Annotated in this window: 21 protein-coding genes and 1 pseudogene; 16 read left to right on the top strand and 6 right to left on the bottom strand. The window is 63.0% G+C overall.

The window, feature by feature from the left end:
• From pspB to OKC44_RS17220, 11 genes and pseudogenes are all read left to right on the top strand, one after another.
• Positions 1-237 (top strand): envelope stress response membrane protein PspB, encoded by a 237-nt coding sequence (gene pspB, locus OKC44_RS17270; protein WP_005300084.1) that lies wholly within the window; start codon positions 1-3, stop codon positions 235-237.
• Between the two features lie 106 nt (positions 238-343).
• Complete coding sequence (gene pspC / locus OKC44_RS17265) at positions 344-748, top strand: envelope stress response membrane protein PspC (protein WP_162516610.1); 405 nt, start codon at positions 344-346, stop codon at positions 746-748.
• Positions 749-881: 133 nt separating this feature from the next.
• Positions 882-2,288, top strand: coding sequence for a YcjX family protein (locus OKC44_RS17260; RefSeq protein ID WP_166464449.1), 1,407 nt, complete (start codon positions 882-884; stop codon positions 2,286-2,288).
• A 66-nt stretch (positions 2,289-2,354) separates the two neighbouring features.
• Positions 2,355-3,386, top strand: a complete 1,032-nt coding sequence (locus OKC44_RS17255) for a YcjF family protein (protein ID WP_044799828.1) — start codon at positions 2,355-2,357, stop codon at positions 3,384-3,386.
• 171 nt (positions 3,387-3,557) lie between these two features.
• Positions 3,558-4,352: a phenylalanine 4-monooxygenase gene (phhA, locus tag OKC44_RS17250; RefSeq protein WP_270814303.1), complete on the top strand. Its 795-nt coding sequence runs from the start codon at positions 3,558-3,560 to the stop codon at positions 4,350-4,352.
• 54 nt (positions 4,353-4,406) lie between these two features.
• Positions 4,407-4,745 (top strand): 4a-hydroxytetrahydrobiopterin dehydratase, encoded by a 339-nt coding sequence (locus OKC44_RS17245; protein ID WP_005300093.1) that lies wholly within the window; start codon positions 4,407-4,409, stop codon positions 4,743-4,745.
• 5 nt (positions 4,746-4,750) lie between these two features.
• A pseudogene (locus OKC44_RS17240) lies at positions 4,751-4,866 on the top strand (4a-hydroxytetrahydrobiopterin dehydratase); the annotation flags it as partial.
• 134 nt (positions 4,867-5,000) lie between these two features.
• Entirely contained in the window at positions 5,001-6,548 is a 1,548-nt protein-coding gene (tyrR, locus tag OKC44_RS17235) for a transcriptional regulator TyrR (RefSeq protein ID WP_270814301.1), read from the top strand.
• A gap of 198 nt (positions 6,549-6,746) precedes the next feature.
• Complete coding sequence (locus tag OKC44_RS17230; RefSeq protein ID WP_042862704.1) at positions 6,747-7,295, top strand: YfiR family protein; 549 nt, start codon at positions 6,747-6,749, stop codon at positions 7,293-7,295.
• Positions 7,292-8,560, top strand: coding sequence for a diguanylate cyclase domain-containing protein (locus OKC44_RS17225; protein WP_270814298.1), 1,269 nt, complete (start codon positions 7,292-7,294; stop codon positions 8,558-8,560). The genes OKC44_RS17230 and OKC44_RS17225 overlap by 4 nt, the downstream gene beginning before the upstream one ends.
• Positions 8,561-8,562: 2 nt before the next feature.
• Positions 8,563-9,051: an OmpA family protein gene (locus OKC44_RS17220; RefSeq protein WP_044799830.1), complete on the top strand. Its 489-nt coding sequence runs from the start codon at positions 8,563-8,565 to the stop codon at positions 9,049-9,051.
• Between the two features lie 57 nt (positions 9,052-9,108).
• Here the strand turns inward: OKC44_RS17220 and OKC44_RS17215 are convergent, their stop codons facing one another.
• The gene (locus tag OKC44_RS17215; protein WP_206819827.1) at positions 9,109-9,843 is read right to left on the bottom strand and encodes a TerC family protein; all 735 of its coding nucleotides are present in this window, start codon (positions 9,841-9,843) and stop codon (positions 9,109-9,111) included.
• A gap of 118 nt (positions 9,844-9,961) precedes the next feature.
• Here OKC44_RS17215 and OKC44_RS17210 point away from each other — a divergent pair, with 118 nt between their 5' ends.
• The 3 genes from OKC44_RS17210 to OKC44_RS17200 all read left to right on the top strand — a co-directional run bounded on the left by OKC44_RS17210 (position 9,962) and on the right by OKC44_RS17200 (position 13,228).
• Positions 9,962-11,077 carry an ATP-NAD kinase family protein gene (locus OKC44_RS17210; protein WP_190283623.1) on the top strand — a complete coding sequence of 372 codons (1,116 nt, stop codon included), beginning with the start codon at positions 9,962-9,964 and terminating at the stop codon, positions 11,075-11,077.
• 110 nt (positions 11,078-11,187) lie between these two features.
• Positions 11,188-11,466: a YfcL family protein gene (locus tag OKC44_RS17205; RefSeq protein ID WP_011705767.1), complete on the top strand. Its 279-nt coding sequence runs from the start codon at positions 11,188-11,190 to the stop codon at positions 11,464-11,466.
• A 97-nt stretch (positions 11,467-11,563) separates the two neighbouring features.
• The gene (locus OKC44_RS17200; protein WP_270814294.1) at positions 11,564-13,228 is read left to right on the top strand and encodes an AMP-binding protein; all 1,665 of its coding nucleotides are present in this window, start codon (positions 11,564-11,566) and stop codon (positions 13,226-13,228) included.
• An 84-nt stretch (positions 13,229-13,312) separates the two neighbouring features.
• Here the strand turns inward: OKC44_RS17200 and cdd are convergent, their stop codons facing one another.
• From cdd to OKC44_RS17185, 3 genes are all read right to left on the bottom strand, one after another.
• Positions 13,313-14,194, bottom strand: coding sequence for a cytidine deaminase (gene cdd / locus OKC44_RS17195; RefSeq protein ID WP_029303237.1), 882 nt, complete (start codon positions 14,192-14,194; stop codon positions 13,313-13,315).
• A 187-nt stretch (positions 14,195-14,381) separates the two neighbouring features.
• Complete coding sequence (locus OKC44_RS17190) at positions 14,382-15,068, bottom strand: LrgB family protein (RefSeq protein ID WP_011705770.1); 687 nt, start codon at positions 15,066-15,068, stop codon at positions 14,382-14,384.
• Complete coding sequence (locus OKC44_RS17185) at positions 15,065-15,421, bottom strand: CidA/LrgA family protein (RefSeq protein ID WP_024944025.1); 357 nt, start codon at positions 15,419-15,421, stop codon at positions 15,065-15,067. Before OKC44_RS17185 ends, OKC44_RS17190 begins: the two co-directional genes overlap by 4 nt.
• Positions 15,422-15,580: 159 nt before the next feature.
• On the opposite strand from OKC44_RS17185, the gene OKC44_RS17180 reads away from it, so the two are divergent.
• On the top strand, positions 15,581-17,290 hold the full coding sequence (locus OKC44_RS17180) for a glycoside hydrolase family 36 protein (protein WP_270814290.1): 1,710 nt from the start codon (positions 15,581-15,583) through the stop codon (positions 17,288-17,290).
• Positions 17,291-17,362: 72 nt separating this feature from the next.
• Here the strand turns inward: OKC44_RS17180 and OKC44_RS17175 are convergent, their stop codons facing one another.
• Together OKC44_RS17175 and sbcB are read right to left on the bottom strand one after the other, a co-directional pair.
• Positions 17,363-17,869, bottom strand: a complete 507-nt coding sequence (locus OKC44_RS17175; protein ID WP_039214596.1) for a hypothetical protein — start codon at positions 17,867-17,869, stop codon at positions 17,363-17,365.
• 154 nt (positions 17,870-18,023) lie between these two features.
• Complete coding sequence (gene sbcB / locus OKC44_RS17170; RefSeq protein ID WP_270814288.1) at positions 18,024-19,439, bottom strand: exodeoxyribonuclease I; 1,416 nt, start codon at positions 19,437-19,439, stop codon at positions 18,024-18,026.
• Between the two features lie 188 nt (positions 19,440-19,627).
• Here sbcB and OKC44_RS17165 point away from each other — a divergent pair, with 188 nt between their 5' ends.
• A complete protein-coding gene (locus tag OKC44_RS17165; protein WP_042863736.1) occupies positions 19,628-20,821 on the top strand; it encodes a tyrosine-type recombinase/integrase in 1,194 nt (397 codons plus the stop codon).
• Positions 20,822-20,841 lie beyond the last annotated feature (20 nt).

Raw genomic sequence — 20,841 nt, 5'->3', positions numbered from 1 at the left:
ATGGAAGATCTGCTGGGTGTATTGATGGTTCCCATGGTGGTCTTCATGGTGGTGGTGGCCCCCATCTGGCTGGTGCTGCACTACCGCGCCAAGGGACGCATTGGCGCCGGTCTTGCCGATGGTGAGCGTGAACAGCTGCAGGGGCTGCTGGTGCGTGCCGAGAAGATGCAGGAGCGGGTGGGCGCGCTTGAATCGATTCTGGATGCCGAGGTTCCTGGTTGGAGAAACAAGGTATGACGGTTTTCAATGAGAGATGCCATGACCGTTGTGGAAAGCCGGAGCTGGTCGGCACCGTATTGGAGTCGATTCTGGATGCGGAAGTCCCGGGCTGGAGGAACAAGATATGAGCAGCATCAGTCGTGAAGGGCGCAACCTCTATCGTGACCCCCAGCGCGGCAAGATAGCCGGGGTCTGTGCCGGTCTGGCAGAGTACTTCGGGGTGGAGACCTGGATCGTGCGGCTGCTGGCCATCAGCGGCCTCATCTTCGCCGGCTTCATCACCTTCACCGCCTACGTGGCCGCCTGGTTTCTGCTCGACAAGAAGCCAGTCACCCTCTACGCCCAGGAGGATGCCGACTTTGCCGAGGTGCGGATGAAGGCGCGTAGCTGGCAGGCGGGCGTCACGCCCCATCAGGCCCTTGTCCGCATCGGCCAGGAGCTGGATGGGCTGGAGCCCAGATTGCAGCGCATCGAGAAGCTGGTGACCTCCAAGGAGTTCACCCTGCAGCGGGAGTTTCGCAACTTGTAACCCCGAGCGGCGCGATGGCCCCGCCGGCGCGGGCCGGCCTTTGATGGCGCGGGCACCGCGCCAGGGAGCCATGGCGTGGGGGTGGCAGTGGCCATCCCCTTCGCTCTGGATGGACGGGAGAACAGGACAAGCCTTGATACTCAATAAACTGGAACAGCAGTTCAATCGCCTGCAGCACAAGGCGAACGACGTGGTCAACCGGGTACGGGACCGCCACATCCGGCTGGCGGTCACCGGCCTCTCTCGCAGCGGCAAGACGGCCTTTATCACGGCGCTGGTCAACCAGCTGGAACACGCGGCCATCGACAGCCGCCTGCCCCTGTGGGATGCCCTGCGCCAGGGGCGCATCCTCGGTGCCCGCCGGGTACCTCAGCAAAATGCCCACATTCCCACCTTTGCCTACGAACGCGGCCTCGATGCCCTGTTTGGCGATCCGCCGGCCTGGCCCGAGCCGACCCGCGGGGTGGCCGAAGTACGCCTCGAAATTCGCTATCGCACCCGCCATCCGCTGCGCAAACACCTGGGGGAGATCTCCACCCTCTACGTGGATCTGGTGGACTACCCCGGGGAGTGGCTGCTCGACTTGCCGCTGCTTGAGATGAGCTACGAGCAGTGGAGCGAGCAGGTGCGCGAGCAGCTGCGCCGCCCCGAGCTGCAGGCCCTTGCCGCCAGCTGGCTGGCACCCGAGTGGCAGGCGGATCAGGGCTTCGAGGAGCGGCCGGTGGCACAGCTTGCCGAGCGCTACACCGACTACCTGCATGCCTGCAAACAAGAGTTGGGATTGCACCTGATCCAGCCCGGTCGCTTCGTGCTGCCGGGGGAGTATGCCGGCGCCCCCATGCTGCAGTTCGTGCCCTGGGTGTGGGCGATGCCTGTTGGCGAGCCCGCCGAAGGCACCCTCTACGCCACCCTCAAGCAGCGCTTCGAGCAGTACAAGCAGCACCTGGTGCAGGGTTTTTATGAGCAGCACTTTGCCGGTTTCGATCGCCAGATCGTGCTGGTGGATTGCCTGCAGCCCCTCAACGCCGGGGCGGCCAGCTTTGGCGACATGCAGCAGGCCATTGCCCGCATCATGGAGAGCTTTGCCTACGGCAAGAGCAACTGGTGGCGGCGGCTCTTCTCGCCGCGCATCGACAAGCTGCTGTTCGTGGCGAGCAAGGCCGATCACGTCACCCCGGAGCAGCACGGCCCCATGGTCTCCCTGCTGCAGCATCTGGTGCGCAGCGGCCGCGGCCAGGCCCGTTTTGAGGGGATTGCCACCGAGTGTCTGGCGCTGGCCGCCATCAAGGCGACCGAGGTGGGCAAGGGGGTGGCCGATGGCCGCGAGTTCCCCGCCATCCGTGGCACCAGCCTGAGCGGTGAGCCGCTGTTGCTGTTTCCGGGCGAGGTGCCGTCCCATATTCCGCCCGCCCAGTGGTGGAACAATCAGGGCTTTGATTTTCAGGCATTTCGCCCGCTGCCCATGAGCGCCCATCAGGCGCTGCCCCATATCCGGCTCGATGCGGCGCTGGAGTTTCTGCTCGGGGATCACCTCGAATAACCGGTGTGCGGCACGGGTTTGTTGCCTGCGCCGTACCGGGGAGACTGTTTTCAGGAGAACAAGGCGATGAACGATCAGATAAAAGAGCGGCCACCGCTGCAGGGCAAGGTGATCCTGGAGCCCGCGTTGACGGCAGCCGAGAAGGAGCGGGCGCCGGCGCCGGCCCAGCGGCTGGAGGAGGCGAGCTTCGAGCGCCTCGATGAGCTGGAAGAGCTCACCGAGGTGGAGAGTGCCCTCGTCATCAAGCCGCGTCGCCGTCATCGGCTGCTGGCCTGGGGGCTGGGGGCGGTCGGTTTGCTCTCCTTGGGCCAATATGGCGCCTTCCTTTACGCTCAATTTCTCACCACCCCGCTCTGGGGCGGCGCCTGGCTGGCGGCTTCGGCGCTGGTGGCGGCGGGCACCGCCGGCGTGGTGGGGCGCGAGTGGCTGCGGCTGCGCACCCTCAAGCGGCGCCAGGATGTGCGCTCGCGGGCCGAAGATCTGCTGGCCCATCAGGGGGTCGGCCAGGGGCAGGCGTTCTGCGAAGGGCTGGCCGAGCGTAGCGGTGACAAGGGTCGCGAAGGGTATCAGACCTGGCTGGCCCAGCTCGACGAGAGCCACAGCGATCGGGAAGTGCTGACCCTCTACAGTCAGCTGGTGCTCGGCGAGCGCGACAAGCTGGCGCAGGCGCGGGTGGCCAAATGGTCGGGGGAGGCCGCCGTACTGGTGGCGCTAAGCCCGCTCGCCACCGTCGACATGATGCTGATGCTGTGGCGCAACCTGCGGATGATTGAGGATATCGCCGATGTCTATGCCATCGAGCTTGGCTACTGGAGCCGCATTCGCCTGATCCGTCAGGTATTTCGCAACATGCTCTACGCCGGTGCCGCCGAGCTGGTGACCGAGGTGGGGATGGACTTGCTGGGCGCCGAGCTGACCGCCAAGCTCTCCGCCCGCGCGGCGCAAGGGGTAGGGGCCGGGCTGCTCACCGCTCGCCTCGGCCTGCGCACCATAGAGGCGTGTCGCCCGCTGCCCTGGTGCGCGGACGAGAAGCCCAGGCTCGGCGAGCTGCGCAAGCGGCTGATCGGTCAGCTGGCGGGCTACCTCAACAAGGGGTGAGCGGCCGGCCAGGGCTCGATTGTGGTTGTCACAAATTATTTACAATTATCCGCCGCAGCCGACCCTTGGGTCGGCTGCTTTTTTGAGGGGCAAACCGTTACAGTGATCCCATCGCGCAATGGCGCCTGACCGCCCGGATGGCGGGTCGCAACCCAGAGGATGGAGTCACCCATGGCAAGTCTCTACACCGCCCACCAGCCGGATGAAGCGGGCACGATCCACTACTCGGACGAGGAGCACGGCACCTGGCAGATCCTGATCGCGCGCCAGCTGGCGGCGCTCGAGGGCAAGGCCTGTGACGAGTACCAGGCCGGGCTGGCGCGGCTCGACCTGCCCCGGGATCGGATCCCCCAGCTGGCCCAGATCAACGCCGTGCTGCAACCGGCCACCGGCTGGTCGGTGGCGGCAGTGCCGGCGCTCATCTCCTTTGACCGCTTCTTTGCCCTGCTGGCCAACCGCCAGTTTCCGGTGGCCACCTTCATTCGCCGTCGGGACGAGCTCGACTACCTGCAGGAGCCCGACATCTTTCACGAGATCTTCGGCCACTGCGCCATGCTGACCAACCCCGCCTTCGCCCACTTCACCCATGTCTACGGCCAGCTTGGCCTGCGGGCCGGCAAGGAGGAGCGGGTCTTTCTGGCACGGCTCTACTGGTTCACGGTGGAGTTTGGCCTGCTGGCCACGGCGGACGGGCTGCGCATCTATGGCGGCGGCATTCTCTCCTCCATCGGCGAGACCGCCTATGCTCTCGGCGGCCAACCCGTGCTGCAACCCTTTGATCCCATCGAGGTGCTGCGCACCCCGTATCGCATCGACATCATGCAGCCCATCTATTTCGTGCTGCCCGAGCTTGGCGAGCTCTATCGTCTGGCGGAGCAGGACATCATGGCCATGGTGGCTGAGGCGCGCCGTCTGGGGCTGCGTCCACCCCGTTTTGCACCGGCCGGCGGCAAGCAGGCGAGCTGAGTCGCCCGCCGGTGTTTGATTACCCCCTTTTCATCGATACACAAGGAGAGTCCCATGTCCGAACTGGCCAGCCAGCAGTGTGAAGCGTGCCGCGCCGATGCCCCCAAGGTGAGCGAGCAGGAGCTGAGCGAACTGATGCGCCTCATCCCCGACTGGCAGCCGCTGGTGGTGAAAGGTGAGCTGCAGTTGCGGCGCGAATTCACCTTTCGCAACTTCAAGGAGGCGCTCGCCTTCACCAACCGGCTGGGTGAACTGGCGGAGGCGGAGTTTCATCATCCGGCAATCCTGACCGAATGGGGGAAGGTGACCGTCAGCTGGTGGACCCACAAAATTGGCGGTTTGCATCGCAACGACTTCATCATGGCGGCGCGTACGGATGAGCTGCTGAAGTGAAGACGCCCTCACTCACCGAGTGGGCGAGATGGTGACCGTCAGCTGGTGGCCCCACAAGATAGGCGGCTTGCATCGCAACGACTTCATCATGGCGACGTGCACCGACCAGCTGCTTAAATAAACGCCACTTCATGGCGCGGGCCTGCCCGGTGAAAACGGGGCGGGCCCGCATTTTTATGGGCTGGCGCTCGCACTGGCGGGATCGAGTCTGTATTATCCGGTCATTCATAGAGTTAGCTAGGAAGTGTGTCCCGAATGCGTCTTGAAGTCAGCTGTGAAGACCGCCTGGGCCTGACCCGGGAACTGCTCGACCGTCTGGTGGAGCACAACATCGATCTGCGCGGCATCGAAATCGATACCTCAGGCATCATCTATCTCAACTTTCCCGAGCTGGAGTTTCGTGATTTCCAGCACCTGATGCCGGAGATCCGCCGCATTCCCGGGGTCTATGACGTCAAGACCATCCCCTACATGCCCTCCGAGCGCGAACACCACGAGATTGAGGCCCTGCTCAAGGCGCTGCCGGATCTGGTCTTCTCCCTCGATGCCAAGGGCAAGGTGACCCAGGCCAACCAGTCCGCCCTCACCACCCTGGCCCTGCCGGTGGAGGAGGTACGCGGCGTGGCGCTCAGCACCCTGGTCAAGGGCTTCTCCTTCAGCCGCTGGCTGGAAGCGAGCGAGATCCGGCCGCAGACCTGCAAGCTCAGCATCAATGGCGAAGAGTATCTGGCGGATCTGATGCCGCTGTTCGTGGCCGAAGAGAAGGGCAGACAGGCCCTGGCCGGCGCCGTGGTGGTGCTCAAATCCGCCCGCCGGGTCGGCATGCACTTCAGCGCACTGCACGCGGTGGAAGTGGGGGGCTTTGAACACCTGCAGGCCGAGAGCCAGAAGATGAAACAGGTGCTGGCCCAGGCGAGCAAGCTGGCGATGCAGGATGCGCCGCTGCTCATCGTCGGCGAGACCGGTACCGGCAAGGAGCTGCTGGCCCGCGCCTGTCACGGCGCCAGCCTGCGCTCCAGCCACCCCTTCATGGCGCTCAACTGCGCGGCCATGCCGGACAACGTGGCCGAGAGCGAGCTGTTTGGCTACGCCCCCGGCGCCTTTGGCAACAACACCGAGGGCAAGCGCGGGGTACTGGAGCTGGCGAGCGGCGGCACCCTGATGCTGGACGAGATCGGCGACATGTCCCCCCATCTGCAGACCAAGTTCCTGCGGGTGCTGCAGGATGGCGTGTTCCGCCGGGTCGGTGACGAGCAGGAGGTGAAGGTCAACGTGCGCTTCATCTGCACCACTCAGAAGCAGTTGCTGGATCTGGTGCACGAGGGCAAGTTCCGGGAAGACCTCTACTATCGCCTCAACGTGCTGAGCCTGGCGCTGCCGCCGCTGCGCGAGCGCAAGGCGGACATCATGGCGCTGGCCCAGCAGTTCGTCTCGCGCTTTGCCAGCGAACTGCAGCGTCCGCGCCCGCGTTTTACCCGCAACATGGCCGAGTACCTGACCGCCTACCGCTGGCCGGGCAACGTGCGCCAGCTGCGCAACTGCCTCTACCGTGCCATGACATTGCTGGAAGGGGATGAGATCGGCCCTGAGCACGTTGATCTGCCGGTGGCGGCCGACGCCATGCCGCTCATCGACGAGTGGTTCGAAGGGGGGCTGGACGAGGCGGTGAAACGCTTCGAGAGCCGGCTGCTGGAGCGGCTCTACCCGGCGTTTCCCTCCACCCGCCAGCTGGCCAAGCGGCTGGGCGTGTCGCACACCGCCATCGCCAACAAGTTGCGGGAATACGGGATCAACAAGAAGTAACCCCATGAATGCACTTTATTGCAGGGCTCACGCATGGGTGAGCCCTCGTCATTATTGTGATGCCGGCCCGGTCAGCCCCTTGCTCTGTCGGCTGCGCCTTGTCATGCTGCTGACAAGTTCAATACTATTTCCATCCGGCTCACCCCTCGCGGGCAACCGCCCTTCCTGGGTGCTGATGTGGGCTTAAGCGCAGGCACGATGCACTCTTTTTCACTGATCCGGATCCTGGCGTGGTTGGCGCCGCTGGTTTGCACGCTGGCCCTCTCCACCGAGCCGCCCCCCCTGACCTCGGCCGAGTTGCGAGCCGAGCAGGTGCGCCAGACCGTGCTCGACATTCTCAGCTACACCCGCTGGCCGACCGAGCCGAGCGAGCTGCGCCTGTGCGTGGCGGCGCCGACGGAGTACGCCACCGCGCTCTTCTCCATCAAGCAGCAGGCCAACGGTCGGCCGGTCAGCGTCCATCGCTACGACGTCGATGACAAGGCGATCGGCCCCCAGTGTGACGTGCTCTATCTGGGGGTGTTGTCCCCCGAGCGACGGCTGCCGCTGTTCGAGCGGCTGCGCGGCTACCCCATTCTCAGCATCAGCGAACACAGCACCGAGTGCGTGGCCGACTCCGTCTTCTGCCTGCAGATCGGCAAGGAGCGGATCCGTTTTCGGGTCAATCTGGATGCCCTGGCCAGGAGCGGGGTGCGGGTGCACCCCGCCGTGCTCAAGCTGGCCAAGGCCGATGAGGGGGGCTCATGATCGGCTTGTTTCGCCCCCCCAACCAGCGTCTCACCTTGCGACAGAGTCTGGGACGCACCCACCTGGTGACGTCCCTGACGGCGGTCTGCATGGCCGGTGTGCTGCTGACCGGCATCGCCCTGCTGGCGCTGCGGCTCTATGCGGATCACAACCTGGAACTGGTGGCGCGGGCCATCAGCTACACCAGCGAAGCGGCCGTGGTGTTCCACGACGAAGAGGCGGCCCGCGAGGCGCTGCAGGCCATCACCACCCACGAGGATGTGGCGCGAGCCAGCATCTATCTGCCGAGCGGCCAGCTGCTGGCCAGCTGGAGCCGGGCCATGAGCACCCCCTGGTCCGGTCTTGAGCAATATCTGGCGCGGCTCATCCTGCCGGGGCCGGTGGATCTGCCCATGCTGCGGGGCGGGGTGGAGATCGCCCGCATTCATCTGGTGGGGCACGGCCAATACCTGCTGCTGTTCCTGTTGCAGACCCTGCTGGCCATGCTGCTCTGCCTGGTGCTCAGCACCCTGGGGGCGCTCTACGTGGCGCGCCGGATGCAAAACTCCCTCACCGCGCCGCTCAAGGATCTGGCCCAGGTGGCCCACAGCGTCAGCCGCCAGCGGATCCTCGCCATGCGGGTGCCCGAGGCCAACATCGCCGAGCTGCACGCGCTCGGCCAGGATTTCAACTCCCTGCTCGACGAACTGGAAGCCTGGCAGGCCCACCAGCGGAGGGAGAATGCCAGCCTGCTGCACCAGGCTACTCATGATGCCTTGACCGGCTTGCCCAATCGTGCTCTGTTCGAGGCTCGTCTGGATCAGGCGGTGACCACCGGCCGGCTGCATGATGAGCGCTTTGCACTGCTCTACCTCGATTGTGATCGCTTCAAGCAGATTAACGACACCCTGGGCCATGCCGCCGGGGATGACGTGCTGATCGCTCTGGCCAGACGGGTACAACATCAGCTGCGGCCGATGGATCTGGTATGCCGTCTGGGGGGCGACGAGTTTGCCATCCTGCTGACCCCCTTGTCCCAGGTGGGCGAGGCGGAAGATGTGGTTACCCGCATCCAGCAGGCCATGGCAGACCCCGTGGTACTGGGGGATGGCAGCCAGCTGCTGGCCGCTGTCAGCATCGGGATCGCGCTGTATCCGGATCAGGGGCTGACCGCCGCCGATCTGCTGCAGCAGGCGGACCATGCAATGTACCAAGCCAAACGGCTGCGTCGGGAGCTTGCACTCCATGACCAGCTGGAATTCGATGTCTCTGCTGAGGAAAAATAACAATGAAGATCCATGTCCTGATGAAAACCGGCTTGATCGGTCTGCTGTTGAGCGTGCTGGCGGGGTGCCAAAGCGCCCCCCACGGCCTGACCGCAGCGCAGATCGCCGTACTCAAGGAGCAAGGCTTTCGCCTGACCGACGAGGGTTGGACTCTGGACTTCTCCAACCGTGTGCTGTTTGCCAACAACGCCGATGCCCTGACCCCCAAGACCCGTGTGGTGGTGGAAAAACTGGGCAAGACCCTGCAGGAGGTTGGCTTGAACCGGGCGCGGATCGATGGTCATACCGACTCCAACGGGGCGGCGGACTATAACGATCAGCTCTCGTACAAGCGGGCGCAGTCGGTGGCCGACGTGCTGGTTTCGGTCGGTATGCCGCAGGCCAACCTGGACATCCGGGGCCGTGGTGAACGCGATCCGATCGCCGACAACAAGACGGCTGCCGGTCGAGCCGAGAACCGCCGCGTGGCGATTGTCATCAGCAATGAATGACATGGTTGTGTAGATAAAAAAAGAGCGCCTGATGGCGCTCTTTTTTGTGGTTCGCAGTTATTCCTGCTTGAGCTTTTCGCGGTCGTGGTGACTGCGCAGGCGGATGTTGATCATCTCCACCGTCAGCGAGAAGGCCATGGCAAAGTAGATGTAGCCCTTCGGAATGTGCAGATCCATCCCCTCGGCCATCAGTGCGAAACCGACCAGGGTGAGGAAGGAGAGGGCCAGCATCTTGATGGTAGGGTGGTTGTCGACGAAATCACCGATGGCTTTGGCGGCGAACATCATGATGAAGACGGCGATCATAATGGCCAGCACCATGACCGGCACGTGATCCGCCATGCCCACGGCGGTGATGACCGAATCCAGGCTGAAGACGATGTCGAGGATGGCGATCTGGATCAGGGTGCTGACGAAGCCGGACGCGGCGGCGCTCACGCTCTCAGGCTCGGCGGCCCCCTCCAGGGTGGCGTGGATTTCGTGGGCACTCTTGCCGATGAGGAACAGGCCCCCCAGCAGCAGGATGAGATCGCGGCCCGAGATGGCCTCGCCCAGCACGGTGAACAGCGGCTCGGTGAGACGCATCACCCAGGCCAGGGAGAGCAGCAGCAGGATGCGGGTGCCCATGGCGAGACCCAGCCCCAGGATCCGCGCCTTCTGGCGCTGTGCCTCCGGCAGGCGGCCGACCAGGATGGAGATAAAGATGATGTTGTCGATGCCCAGTACGATCTCGAGCAGGGTCAGGGTGGCGAGCGCGACCCAGGCGGAGGGGTCTGCAATCCATTCCAGCATGATTGAACCTTGGTTGAACTTTGATTGAGGGTTGAAGCCGCGCATTCTAACAGGGGGTTATGGCTTGTCCCAGTGGCAGGAAAAGATAAAAATGGCGGCCATCCAACGGGAGGGACATATGTTTCGTTTAGGACTCATCATCAATCCGGTCGCCGGCATCGGCGGCGCGGTCGGACTCAAGGGTAGTGACGGCATGGTGGCCGAGGCGCTGGCCCGTGGCGCCGTGCCCAAGGCTTGCGAGCGGACCCGTCAGGCTTTGCTGCCGCTGTGTGAACTGGCGGACCGCTTCGAGCTGCTGACGGTGGCGGGCGAGATGGGGGCCGAGCTTGCCGGCGAGCTCGGCCTGCCTTGCCGCATCGTCCATCAGCCCGCGGCAGCAGCCACCACGGCGGCGGACACCCGCATCGCCGCCGAACGGATGCGCGAGGCGGGCGTCGATCTGCTGCTGTTTGCCGGCGGTGACGGCACCGCACGGGACATCTGCGCGGCGGTGGGGGAGGCGTGCCACGTGCTCGGCATTCCGGCCGGCTGCAAGATCCACTCCGGGGTCTATGGGGTGACCCCCGCCGCCAGCGGCCGGGTGGCGGCCAGGATGATCGCCGGCGAGCTGCTGAGTCTGGTGGATGCCGAGGTGATGGACATCGACGAGGAGGCGTTTCGCGCCGGCAAGGTGCGCGCCCGCCATTACGGCCAGCTGCAGGTGCCCGGCGATCTGCGCTATGTGCAGGCGGTCAAGCAGGGGGGGCGCGAGTCTGAAGAGCTGGTGTTGGCAGACATCGCCGCCGGCGTGGTCGAGCAGATGGAGCCTGATACCCTCTATCTGATGGGCTCCGGCAGCACGGTGGCGGCCTGCATGACGGAGCTCGGCCTCGAAAATACCCTGCTCGGTGTGGATCTGGTGGAAAATGGCCGGCTTATCGGGCAGGATCTGTCCGCCGCCGAGATCCTGACCCGGATCCGGGGCCGTCGCTGCCGGCTGATCATTACCCTGATCGGCGGTCAGGGACATCTGTTCGGGCGCGGAAATCAGCAACTGAGTCCAGAGGTGTTGCGGGCCGTCGGGCGGGACCAGATCCAGGTCCTGGCCACCAAAGCCAAGCTGGCGGCCCTTGCGGGCAGGCCCTTGCTGGTGGATACCGATGACCCGGCGCTGAACCGGTCGTTAAGTGGTTATCTGCGGATCACCACGGGATACAAGGATCAGGTCATCTACCCGGTGGCCAACCCGGAATAGGACATCAAGGATGCGGCTGGCCTGGCGCCAGAGAGCCGTGATCAACCGGATCGCGGTTCCACTCCCCCGAATTATTTTGCCGGCAACCCCGGAAAATGAGGCTGCGTTAAATGACGATTCATGATTTTGAGCACAAGTTGTTGGGACTGATAGACGGCATGGTGGCCACGGCGACCGACGATGAGCTGTTTGCCGGGGGTTATCTGCGCGGCCACATCTCGCTGGCGGTGGCGCGGGCCGAGCTGGAAGGCAAGACGCTGGTGCGGGATGTAAAGAGTTATGTGCTGCGCAGCCTGAACGAGGCGATCTTGCAGGGTGAACTCTCCGAGCAGGATGAGAAGTTGGTGCAGGCAATGTGGATTCGTTTGCAACAACAAGCAGAAGCTTGATCGGTTACACAGTTCAAACAGAAGTTTGAGTTTATTCTTCCCTGAGGTTAGTGAAAGGTTAATAATAAGTTTCGCCTTTTGTTTCAGGGATTAAACTATGGCTTCCTCCTCGCGTATTGCCAATAAACTGCCGCTCGAAATGCTCTACCAATGGGAGCGGCAGTGTCCTGACCGAGTCTATCTGCGTCAAACCATCAACCGCGAATACCTGGACTTCACCTGGGGTGAGGTCGCTGACGAGGCCCGCCGCATGGTGACGGCGCTGCGTCAGCTGGGGCTGGTGGCCGGCGACAAGGTGGCGCTGCTCTCCAAGAACTGCGCCCAGTGGTTCATCGCCGATCTCGCCATGCAGATGGGACAGTACGTGAGTGTGCCCATCTATCCCACCGCCAACGTCGATACCATCGAATATGTGCTGCGTCACAGTGAGGCCAAGGCGATTTTCGTCGGCAAGCTCGATGACTGGAAGAGCCAGGAGGCGGGGGTACCCGCCGAATTGCTGCGCATCGCCTTTCCCTATGACACCATGCCGGCGGCCCATCAGTGGGACGATCTGCTGGAGCAGTATGAGCCCATCCCGGACAGCCCGGTGCAGGCACCGGACTCCCTGCTGAGCCTGGTCTACACCTCCGGCAGTACCGGCAAGCCGAAAGGGGCCATGCTGAGCGTCGAGCGCTACGCCTGGTCGTGCGAGAAGCTGGTGGAGGCGGTCGGGCTGTGCGAGCAGGATCGCGGCTTCTCCTACCTGCCGCTGGCTCACATCACCGAGCGGGTCTATGTCTATGGCGGCAGCCTCTATGGCCGCGCCGAGATCGCCTTCCCCGAGTCCCTCGATACCTTCATCGAGGACGTCAAACGCTGCCGTCCCACCGTGTTCATCTCGGTGCCACGGCTGTGGGCCATGTTCCGCATCAAGATCCACGAGAAGCTGCCCCAGAAGAAACTCGAGCTGCTGCTCAAGATCCCGTTCGTGTCGGGCCTCATCAAGCGCAAGCTGCAAAAGGGGCTGGGGCTGGATCAGGCGCGGGTGCTGGGCTGTGGCTCGGCGCCGGTGGCACCGGCCCTGCTCGAGTGGTACCACAGCATCGGCATCGAGATCACCGAGGCCTGGGGCATGACCGAGAACCACGCCTTCTCCACCCTCAACTACCCGTTTAGGGCCGACAAGATAGGCACGGTCGGCAAGGCGGGGCCGGGGGTCACCATCAAGATCTCCGACGAAGGGGAGATCCTCTGTCGCTGCGAGGGGATGATGCTGGGTTACTACAAGGATCCCGAGCACAGCCGTGAAGCCATCGACAAGGAGGGCTGGCTGCACACCGGCGACATGGGCAAGCTGGATCGGGAGGGTTATCTCACCATCACCGGCCGCATGAAGGACGTGTTCAAGACCGCCAAGGGCAAGTATGTGGCGCCGGTGCCCATCGAGGGGCTGCTCGGCCAGGAGCCCATCATCGAGCAGCTGTGCGTGATTGGCTACGGCATGTCGCAGCCGGTGGCGCTGGTGCAGCTGGCGGAGAGCGCCATGAAGGGGGATCGCAATCAGGTCAACGCCCAGCTGGAGGCGGCCCGCAACCGGGTCAACGAGCAGCTGGAGTCCCACGCCAAAATTCGCGGCATCCTGGTGGTGAAGAGCCCCTGGAACATCGAGAACGGGGTGCTCACCCCGACCATGAAGATCCGCCGCCACCTGCTGGAGCAGAAGTATGCGGATCTCGGCGACGCCTGGTCCTCTTCCCAGAGCATCATCTGGGAGTCCTGACGGGGCTCGGCAGGCTTGCTGCCGATCACCACAAAACAACAAGGGGAGCCATTGGCTCCCCTTGTTGTTTCAGGCAACGGCAGGTCAGACGGCCTGATACTCCAGCTCGACCGAACCGAGCGCCTTGAGAGTGGCGCGGGCGGAGTCCTGCTGGCTGATCTGGCCATCCTTGCTCTCCAGCAGCACGGCGCGGCGGATGGTGGCGAGATCTTCGCCGCCCAGTACCGCGTGGGCACAGGCCATCTGCATCGGTGGCAGGCTGGGGTTGAAGGCGGCGTTTTCGGCGTAGCGACCGCAGAAGATGCGACCGTCGGCGAACTGCAGCGCCACCGCGGCATAGCCCTGGCTGTAGGGGGCGTAGCTCTGGCGGGCCGCGGCCAGTGCGGCCTGCCACAGCGGATCGTCGCTCTCAAGCGTGAGCTCGTCGTGGGCCTGCGGGCTCATCAGCGCGTCCGTGATGTCCAGATCCGCCGGGCCGAACGAGTGGGGCAGGAAGGATTGCAGCGCGCTCAAGTCATCCGGCAGGGAGACCTTGAGGATCTTGGCGGTGCTCAGCTCGTTCATGAACTGGCGGCAGTGACCGCAAGGGGTGTAATTGACGGTGATTTCAGAGATGCCGGTCTCGCCGCCCAGCCAGGCGTTGGAGATGGCAGACTGCTCGGCATGGACCGAGTGGAACAGACCTTGACCTGCAAACTCCATGTTGGCGCCGAAATACCAGGTGCCGCTCAGGCCGCAGGCGATGGCACCGACGAAGAACTTGGAGATGGGGGCCACCGAGCAGGCGGCGGCCAGCGGCAGCAGGGCCAGGCGCAGGGCGCGATCGTCAAGACCGGTGGCGGCCTTCAGCGTGGCGACCTGATCCGGGGTGAAGCGAGCCTGGAAATCATCGCCCAGCATGGGCAGCAGCGCCGCCTTGAGCGGGGCGGACAGGGTATCGAGTGGCTTGGCAAAACGGGGATGCATAGTGTGTCCTCAAAGGCCAATTGGGGGGCCATTGTAGGGAGCAAGCTCGGGCAAATGTGTGAGCTTGCTCACGCCCTGACGGGCAAACGGAGGGGGATGGTAATGGAAACGTTTGTCTTGTGCAAATTGTGCGGCAGGTCGCACATCGGCGGGCCCGCAGGCCCGCCATCGCGGAAAAGGGTGCTCTTCAGCTCAACCAGTGGTAAATGGCAAACAGCAGGGGGGCCACGGCGGCGGTGAGGATGCCGCACACCACCATGGCCAGCGAGGCAAAGGCCCCCTGGGTGATGCCCTGCTCGGCGGAGGTGGCGGTGCCGATGGCGTGGGCGCAGGCCCCCATGGCCAGCCCCTGGGCTTCGGGGTCGGTGACCCGCATCAGTTTGAGCAGGGGGAAGCCGATCAGGGCGCCGACGATCCCCACCACCACCACCACGGCGGCGGCGATGGCGGGAATGCCGCCCAGGGACTGGCTGACGCTCATGGCGAGCGGCGTGGTGATGGATTTGGTGGCGAGCGAGGCCAGCAGTGCCGGATCGGCGCCCATAAAATGACCGATCAGCAAGGTAGTGCAGACCGAGATCAAGACCGAGCTCAGGGTACAGATTAGGATGGGCTTGAGCCTGGCCTGGATCTGGCGGGCCTGTTGATAAAGGGGCAGTGCCAGCGCCACCACCGCCGGCTCCAGCAGCGCCGTGATGGGGCGGGTGCCGCTCTCGTACTGCTCCAGCGGCAGATCGAACCAGAGCAGCAGGCCGATGATGACGGCGGTGGGCACCAGCACCGGGTTGATGATGGGCCAGGGCAGCTTGCGATAGAGGGCCCGGGTGGCGAAGTAGAGCGCCAGGGTCAAGGGAATGGCCAGCCAGAAGATCATTTGTTCATCCTCTGGTAGAGGCGGCCGACGGTGCCGAGGATCAGCACGATCCCGAGCACGATGCAGAGCATGATGAGGCCGAAGGATTGGCGCAGGGGTTCCAGCCAGGCCACCAGCCCGACTGCCACCGGCACGAACAGGACCCCCATGTGGCGCAGCAGCAGGCCGGCGCCGAGTTCTACCCAATGCAGTTTCACCAGTTGCAGGGAGAGCAGCACGAACAGCAGCAGCATGCCGATGATGCTGCCGGGGAAGGCGAACGGCAGGATGGCTGCCAGGGTTTTGCCCGCCAGCAGGCAGGCGACGATGACCAGAAAGTCACGAAGGTACAGCAAGGCACGTTGCGCGATCACAGGAGCCCCATCTTGGTAACGGTGAACTAAGGAATACGCCAGTCTACCAGAGAGGCCGGGTCGCGGCATTAAAACAATAACAGCTGAAATCAGTTCGTTTGAGGCTGATTTAATTGAAGATTTTCAGATAGAACCCTTTTCGAACCACAAGGAGTCGCCATGACATCTCTCTTGTCCCGCCTGCGCCAGCTGGCGGACGACCACCATCTGCCCCCTTCGTTGCTGCAAACCCGCCAGTGGGAGGGGCCCCTGTGCCGGGTACGGCTCGACAACACCGGCGGCAGCGAGGCCCGGGTCGGGCACTGGACGCTGTTTGACGGCAAGCTCGGCCTCTCGCCCGCGTGCACCATCTACGGCGAAGGTTTCCAGATGCTGGCCCAGACCATGGGCAGCTGGCAAGCGCCGCAACCGGTCGGCCGTTGCCCCGATGCCGGTGTCTATCGCATCACCGATGATCAGGGTTATCACACGGTGCACAACCTGCTGCTGGTGGAGCATGACAAGGGCTGGTTGCTGCTCGCCTTTGCCAGTTGTCAGCGCTTTGGCGGGGAGTTTCGGCTCTACCCCGATGGCCGGCTGCAGATCCTGATGAACGGTGAGGGGCGTGCACTCCCTGCCGGCCAGTTCTGGCAGAGCGAGGCGCTGCTCTGCCTCGAAGGGAAAGATCGGGAGGCACTGCTGGCCGAGTTGGCACAGCGGATCGAGGCCGAGCATGGCTCGCTGATCGGCCAGGTCGGCGAGCGCCCCAGCGGCTGGTGCTCCTGGTATCACTACTACGCGGACGTGAGCGCCGCCGACATTCGCGAGAACCTGCAAGTGCGTGCCGAGCGCTTCCCGGCCCTGCGCTACGTACAGATCGACGACGGTTATCAGGCCAAGATGGGCGACTGGCTCACCCCGTCGGCCAAGTTCGAGCAGGGGGTGGCGTCCCTGGCCACCGAGATCAAAGGCGCCGGCTGCGAGCCCGCGCTCTGGGTGGCTCCCTTTATCGCCGAGCCCGGCTCCCAGGTGTTTCAGGATCACCCCGACTGGTTCGTGAAGGGGGATGACGGGCTGCCGCTGCCCTCCGAGCGGGTTACCTACGGCGGCTGGCGCTGCACCCCCTGGTATGTGCTGGATGGCACCCACCCCGAGGTGCAGGCTCACCTCGAGCGGGTGTTTCGTACCCTGCGCGAGCAGTGGGGCATCCACTACTTCAAGCTCGACGCCAACTTCTGGGGGGCCATCCACGGCGGCCGCTTCCACGACCCGGCCGCCACCCGGGTGGAGGCCTACCGACGCGGCATGGCCGCCATCCTGCGCGGAGCGGGCGAGGGGGCCTTCCTGCTCGGCTGCAACGCCCCCATCTGGCCAAGCCTCGGCCTGGTGCATGGTATGCGGGTGAGCGATGACGTGGAGCGCAATGGCCATCGCTATCGCCAGATCGCTCGCGAGGCCTTCTGCCGCGCCTGGCAGAACGACCGGCTGTGGGCCCTCGATCCTGACTGCATCTGCCTGCGGGATCTGCCGAGCCAGCAGGCGAGCCCTGCCGAGTACCGTTTCCATCTGGCGGCGCTGGTGGCAAGCGGCGGCATGATGCTGGCCGGGGACAGGCTGCAGGATCTCGACGAGGTGCAGGCGGCGCAACTGCGCAAGCTGCTCGAGCTTTGCGCGGCGCGCGCCCCTGGTGCGCGTTTCGAGTCGATGGATTTTGCCTGCGGCGAGGTGAGCCTGCCCGGGGGCGGCACCCTGCTCTGCCTCTTCAACTGGGAGGCGCAGCCTCAGGAGTTCCTGTTGCCGGCAGGCGGCGAAGATTTCTGGGATGAGGGGGCCGTCGGTACCGCGCTCACCCTGCAAGGGGGCGAGGGGCGGGTGATCCGCTACCGCTGAGCGGGCTGGCAATCATGATTCAGACTCCCACGGGAGCCTGAATGTATTGCGAAAGGCGCTGTTATACCGGGGTCAGTAACGCCACTCGAAGCCGATGGCGTAATTGGCGGCGCCATAGCCCGGGATCTCGTTGCTGGAGAGCAGGGCCTTGAAGGTGAGCTGCGCAGTGAGCGGAATGCCGAGCCCCATGCCGAGGGCTACCTCGTCGTTGGTGTTGCCCATCATGTCGGCCCGGATCATCCGATAGAGCGACATGTCCTGGCTCATGTGCACATAGCTCTGGGAGGCGCGGTTGTAGAGCTGGCCGAACACTTCCAGCTGGAAACCGGCCTGGGGGGTGATGGCCAGCGGCACGCCGACGAAGTTGTAGAGATCGGAGCGGTTGAAATAGCTGTTGGTGATCTGGGGGGTAAAGTCGGTCTGCTGATAGAGGCGGCTGAAGTTGCTCTCGATCAGCTGATAGGTCTGCTGCGGCAACTGCAACAGGTAGTCGGGGACATCAAAACGCACACCCGCCATGCTGGCCGATGGCAGCAAGGCGCAGATGAGCAAACCAAAACCGGATAATCCTGAACGCATCGGATGCGGCATCCCCAAGGGTCGATAGGCCAACCGGCCGTTAGTACAATGTTAGCGCACAAATAATTGAAACATCAGGAGTCTTTGCTCCCCTTCCCATTATGTCGCGGGGCGGGGGAGCGTACAGTCATTTAACCGTGAGGCGGGTCACATCTCACAGATTTTCGAGGTAGTGATAGAGGCTCTTGAGGATGGCAAAGTTCCGTTCGTTACCCTGATTCTGCTCGGCCAGCGCCTCCAGGCGCGGCACATAGTCCGGCAGACGGCGGCTGAAGTAGTCGCTGCAGTGCAGCCGCCAGCGCTTTTGCTCCGCTTCGCTCAAGGTGTGCGGCCAGTTGCGGGCACGGTAGCGGAACAGCATCTCCGGCAGCCGTGAGTCGGTGAAGGCAAACTCCCGCTCGCCCAGCAGATCCGCCGGGGTGGCGCGCACCAGATCCATGGTGGACTTGTCGCCGTGACCGAAGAAGCCGGCGTAGAGCTGGGTATCCGGGTCGCCGTCATTGTTGCCGGCAAACTCCTGATTGAACACTTCCACCAGTTTTTCCCGCACTTCGGGGTGGGCGCGCAGCAGATCCAGGCTCTTGCGGCACTGCTCCCGGTCGATGCCAAGCTGGTCGGCACGCTCCGCCGTCAGGGTGGCGGCCGGTGCCAGCACCGGGCACTTGTTGATGTGCACCAGCTTCACCGGAATGCCGGCCAGATCCCCCAGCTCCTCTTTCTTGGTGTAGAGGCGCTCGCGTATCTCCTCGCTGGTGAGCTCGATGAGCGGGGTGGGGTCACGGGTCAGGTCCACCATGATCACCGCGTTCTGGTTGCTGGGATGCCAGGCGAGCGGCGAGACCCAGCTTGCGCACCCTTGCCAGGGGGAGAACATACCGGAGACGTGTACCAGCGGCTTCATGGTCACCACGTCGATGAGGGCCTTCACCTTGTTCTTGTTGCGAAGGTCAAACAGGTAGCCGAACAGCTTGGGCTGGGCCTTTTTCACCAGCTTGGCCATCTCGATGGTGGCCAGCACGTCGGAGAGCGCATCGTGGGCATTGGCGTGGGCCACGCCATTGGCGACGGTGAGCTTCTCCAGCTTGAAACTCGGCTTGCCCTCTTCGTCAAACGCCCACTCGATCCCCTCCGGGCGCAGGGCGTAGCAGGCCCGCAGCATGTCGAGGATATCCCAGCGGGAGTTGCCGTTCTGCCAGGCGTAGGCATAGGGGTCATAAAAGTTGCGATAGAGGGTGTAGCGGGTCACCTCGTCATCGAAGCGGATGCTGTTGTAGCCCAGCACGCAGGTGCCCGGGGTGGCGAACTGCTCGTGGATCTGACGGATGAAATCCGCCTCGCACAGCCCGTCCTTCATCGCCTTCTGCGGCGTGATGCCGGTAATGAGGCAGGCTTCCGGCTCTGGCAGATAGTCCGCGGGCGGCTTGCAATAGATAACCAGCGGCTCACCGATGAGGTTGAAATCCGCATCTGTACGAATACCGGCAAACTGCGCCGGTCTGTCCCTGGCCGGGCTGATGCCGAAAGTCTCGTAGTCGTGGAAATAGAAGGTAGGCTTTGTCTGCTGGCTCATTTCGTGGTTCTGAATTGTGTTTATATGCTTGAAAAACAAGTCGTTATACGGAGTGTTATCTCAGATTGTCTCACTTTGTCTGATCTTGATTCAGTCCGTTTCAGACCAGTTTGGTACGTATCTGTGTACACGTCAGGGCGCGTTAATGTGTCAGTGAAAAATCAGATGGCCAATCACAGGAGAGTCATATGCCACTTACTGATGCGAAGCTACGTGCCCTGTATGGTAAGCCCTACTTTGGTAAGACGGAATTGTCAGATCGTGATGGATTGTCAGCTCGGGTCACCGAGCGTGGCACCATCTCATGGCAATATCGCTATCGCTGGCAAGGAAAAGCGGCGAGACTCAAAATTGGACGCTATCCCGACCTTAAACTCGCTGATGCCAGGGCATTGATCCCTGCTATCCGTGGTGCGCTGGAGCGTAATGAACACCCTAGAGTTTTCTGGGATAAGCTCCACCAGAAGCATGATGTCACACTGAAACAGTGCTGCGAGCATTTTCGTGAGCACCATCTGCCCAAGCTGCGGCCTCGTACGGTCATGCTCTATGAGCATACCATGCAGCGCTATTTCGAACCTCTGTTTATTGGTATTCCGGTTGAACAGATCCCGTTTTCCAGCTGGCTGGAGTGGTTTGATAAAATTGGCAAGAAAAAGCCCAAAAATGCCGGTCATTTATTACGCAGATTAAAGTCCATTCTTAGTTTTTGTATTCGGAGAAATCTCATTGGCGGCTCCCCGGTGTTGCAATTACGCACCGAAGATGTTGGATCTCAACCTGAGAGAGGTACTCGTGTGCTGACCATGCGTGAACTCGCTCAGATTTGGATTGCATTTGAACAGAGCAGGGCCAGCCGCGGATTAAAATTGGCCGCCAAACTGGTGATCCTGCTGGGCTGTCGCAGTGGCGAGGCATTGGGGGCGCAGTGGAGTGAGTTTAATCTGGAGGAGCAAATTTGGACGGTTCCCGCTGCTCGTGCCAAAAGTGGATCACCAATACGTCGGCCTATTCCTACCCGGGTGATGATGTTGCTGCAAGAAGCGGCGGCGAAATCTCGGCTAAAGGGGGGGCCAGTATGTCGCTCGCCGGTGAATCCAAAGCAGTCATTGAGCAGTGCGTCCCTGATCCAGCTAGCAGAGCGGGTGCGAGATAAACTGGATCTTCCGTATTGGCGTATGCACGACATGCGTCGGACGCTGAGTACGCGTTTATCGGAGGAGCGCATCATGCCACAGGTAACCGAGAAAATGCTTGGTCACAGGATGGCTGGTGTCATGGCTATTTACAATCTTCATGATTGGACCAATGAGCAACGTGAGGCATATGAGTTATGGGATAAAAAATTAATGGAGGCAGTGAAATCCATTCAGGAAATGTAAATATAATGGAGTCATTGAAT

Origin of the sequence: Aeromonas sp. S41-2, from assembly GCF_027705845.1 — a bacterium.
GTDB classification, from domain to species: domain Bacteria; phylum Pseudomonadota; class Gammaproteobacteria; order Enterobacterales; family Aeromonadaceae; genus Aeromonas; species Aeromonas hydrophila.
Note: the sequence above shows the minus strand (reverse complement) of the source record. Positions and strands in the feature narration are given on the sequence as shown.

Bases quoted from the DNA above. Each gene is read 5' to 3' on its own strand.
- OKC44_RS17230 (WP_042862704.1), top strand. From the start codon at position 6,747: ATGCACTCTTTTTCACTGATCCGGATCCTGGCGTGGTTGGCGCCGCTG.
- OKC44_RS17190 (WP_011705770.1), bottom strand. From the start codon at position 15,068: ATGATCTTCTGGCTGGCCATTCCCTTGACCCTGGCGCTCTACTTCGCC.
- OKC44_RS17175 (WP_039214596.1), bottom strand. From the start codon at position 17,869: ATGCGTTCAGGATTATCCGGTTTTGGTTTGCTCATCTGCGCCTTGCTG.
- OKC44_RS17215 (WP_206819827.1), bottom strand. From the start codon at position 9,843: ATGCTGGAATGGATTGCAGACCCCTCCGCCTGGGTCGCGCTCGCCACC.
- OKC44_RS17255 (WP_044799828.1), top strand. From the start codon at position 2,355: ATGAACGATCAGATAAAAGAGCGGCCACCGCTGCAGGGCAAGGTGATC.
- sbcB (WP_270814288.1), bottom strand. From the start codon at position 19,439: ATGAGCCAGCAGACAAAGCCTACCTTCTATTTCCACGACTACGAGACT.
- OKC44_RS17165 (WP_042863736.1), top strand. From the start codon at position 19,628: ATGCCACTTACTGATGCGAAGCTACGTGCCCTGTATGGTAAGCCCTAC.
- OKC44_RS17225 (WP_270814298.1), top strand. From the start codon at position 7,292: ATGATCGGCTTGTTTCGCCCCCCCAACCAGCGTCTCACCTTGCGACAG.
- OKC44_RS17200 (WP_270814294.1), top strand. From the start codon at position 11,564: ATGGCTTCCTCCTCGCGTATTGCCAATAAACTGCCGCTCGAAATGCTC.
- OKC44_RS17180 (WP_270814290.1), top strand. From the start codon at position 15,581: ATGACATCTCTCTTGTCCCGCCTGCGCCAGCTGGCGGACGACCACCAT.
- OKC44_RS17205 (WP_011705767.1), top strand. From the start codon at position 11,188: ATGACGATTCATGATTTTGAGCACAAGTTGTTGGGACTGATAGACGGC.
- tyrR (WP_270814301.1), top strand. From the start codon at position 5,001: ATGCGTCTTGAAGTCAGCTGTGAAGACCGCCTGGGCCTGACCCGGGAA.
- OKC44_RS17220 (WP_044799830.1), top strand. From the start codon at position 8,563: ATGAAGATCCATGTCCTGATGAAAACCGGCTTGATCGGTCTGCTGTTG.
- cdd (WP_029303237.1), bottom strand. From the start codon at position 14,194: ATGCATCCCCGTTTTGCCAAGCCACTCGATACCCTGTCCGCCCCGCTC.
- pspB (WP_005300084.1), top strand. From the start codon at position 1: ATGGAAGATCTGCTGGGTGTATTGATGGTTCCCATGGTGGTCTTCATG.
- pspC (WP_162516610.1), top strand. From the start codon at position 344: ATGAGCAGCATCAGTCGTGAAGGGCGCAACCTCTATCGTGACCCCCAG.
- OKC44_RS17210 (WP_190283623.1), top strand. From the start codon at position 9,962: ATGTTTCGTTTAGGACTCATCATCAATCCGGTCGCCGGCATCGGCGGC.
- OKC44_RS17245 (WP_005300093.1), top strand. From the start codon at position 4,407: ATGTCCGAACTGGCCAGCCAGCAGTGTGAAGCGTGCCGCGCCGATGCC.
- phhA (WP_270814303.1), top strand. From the start codon at position 3,558: ATGGCAAGTCTCTACACCGCCCACCAGCCGGATGAAGCGGGCACGATC.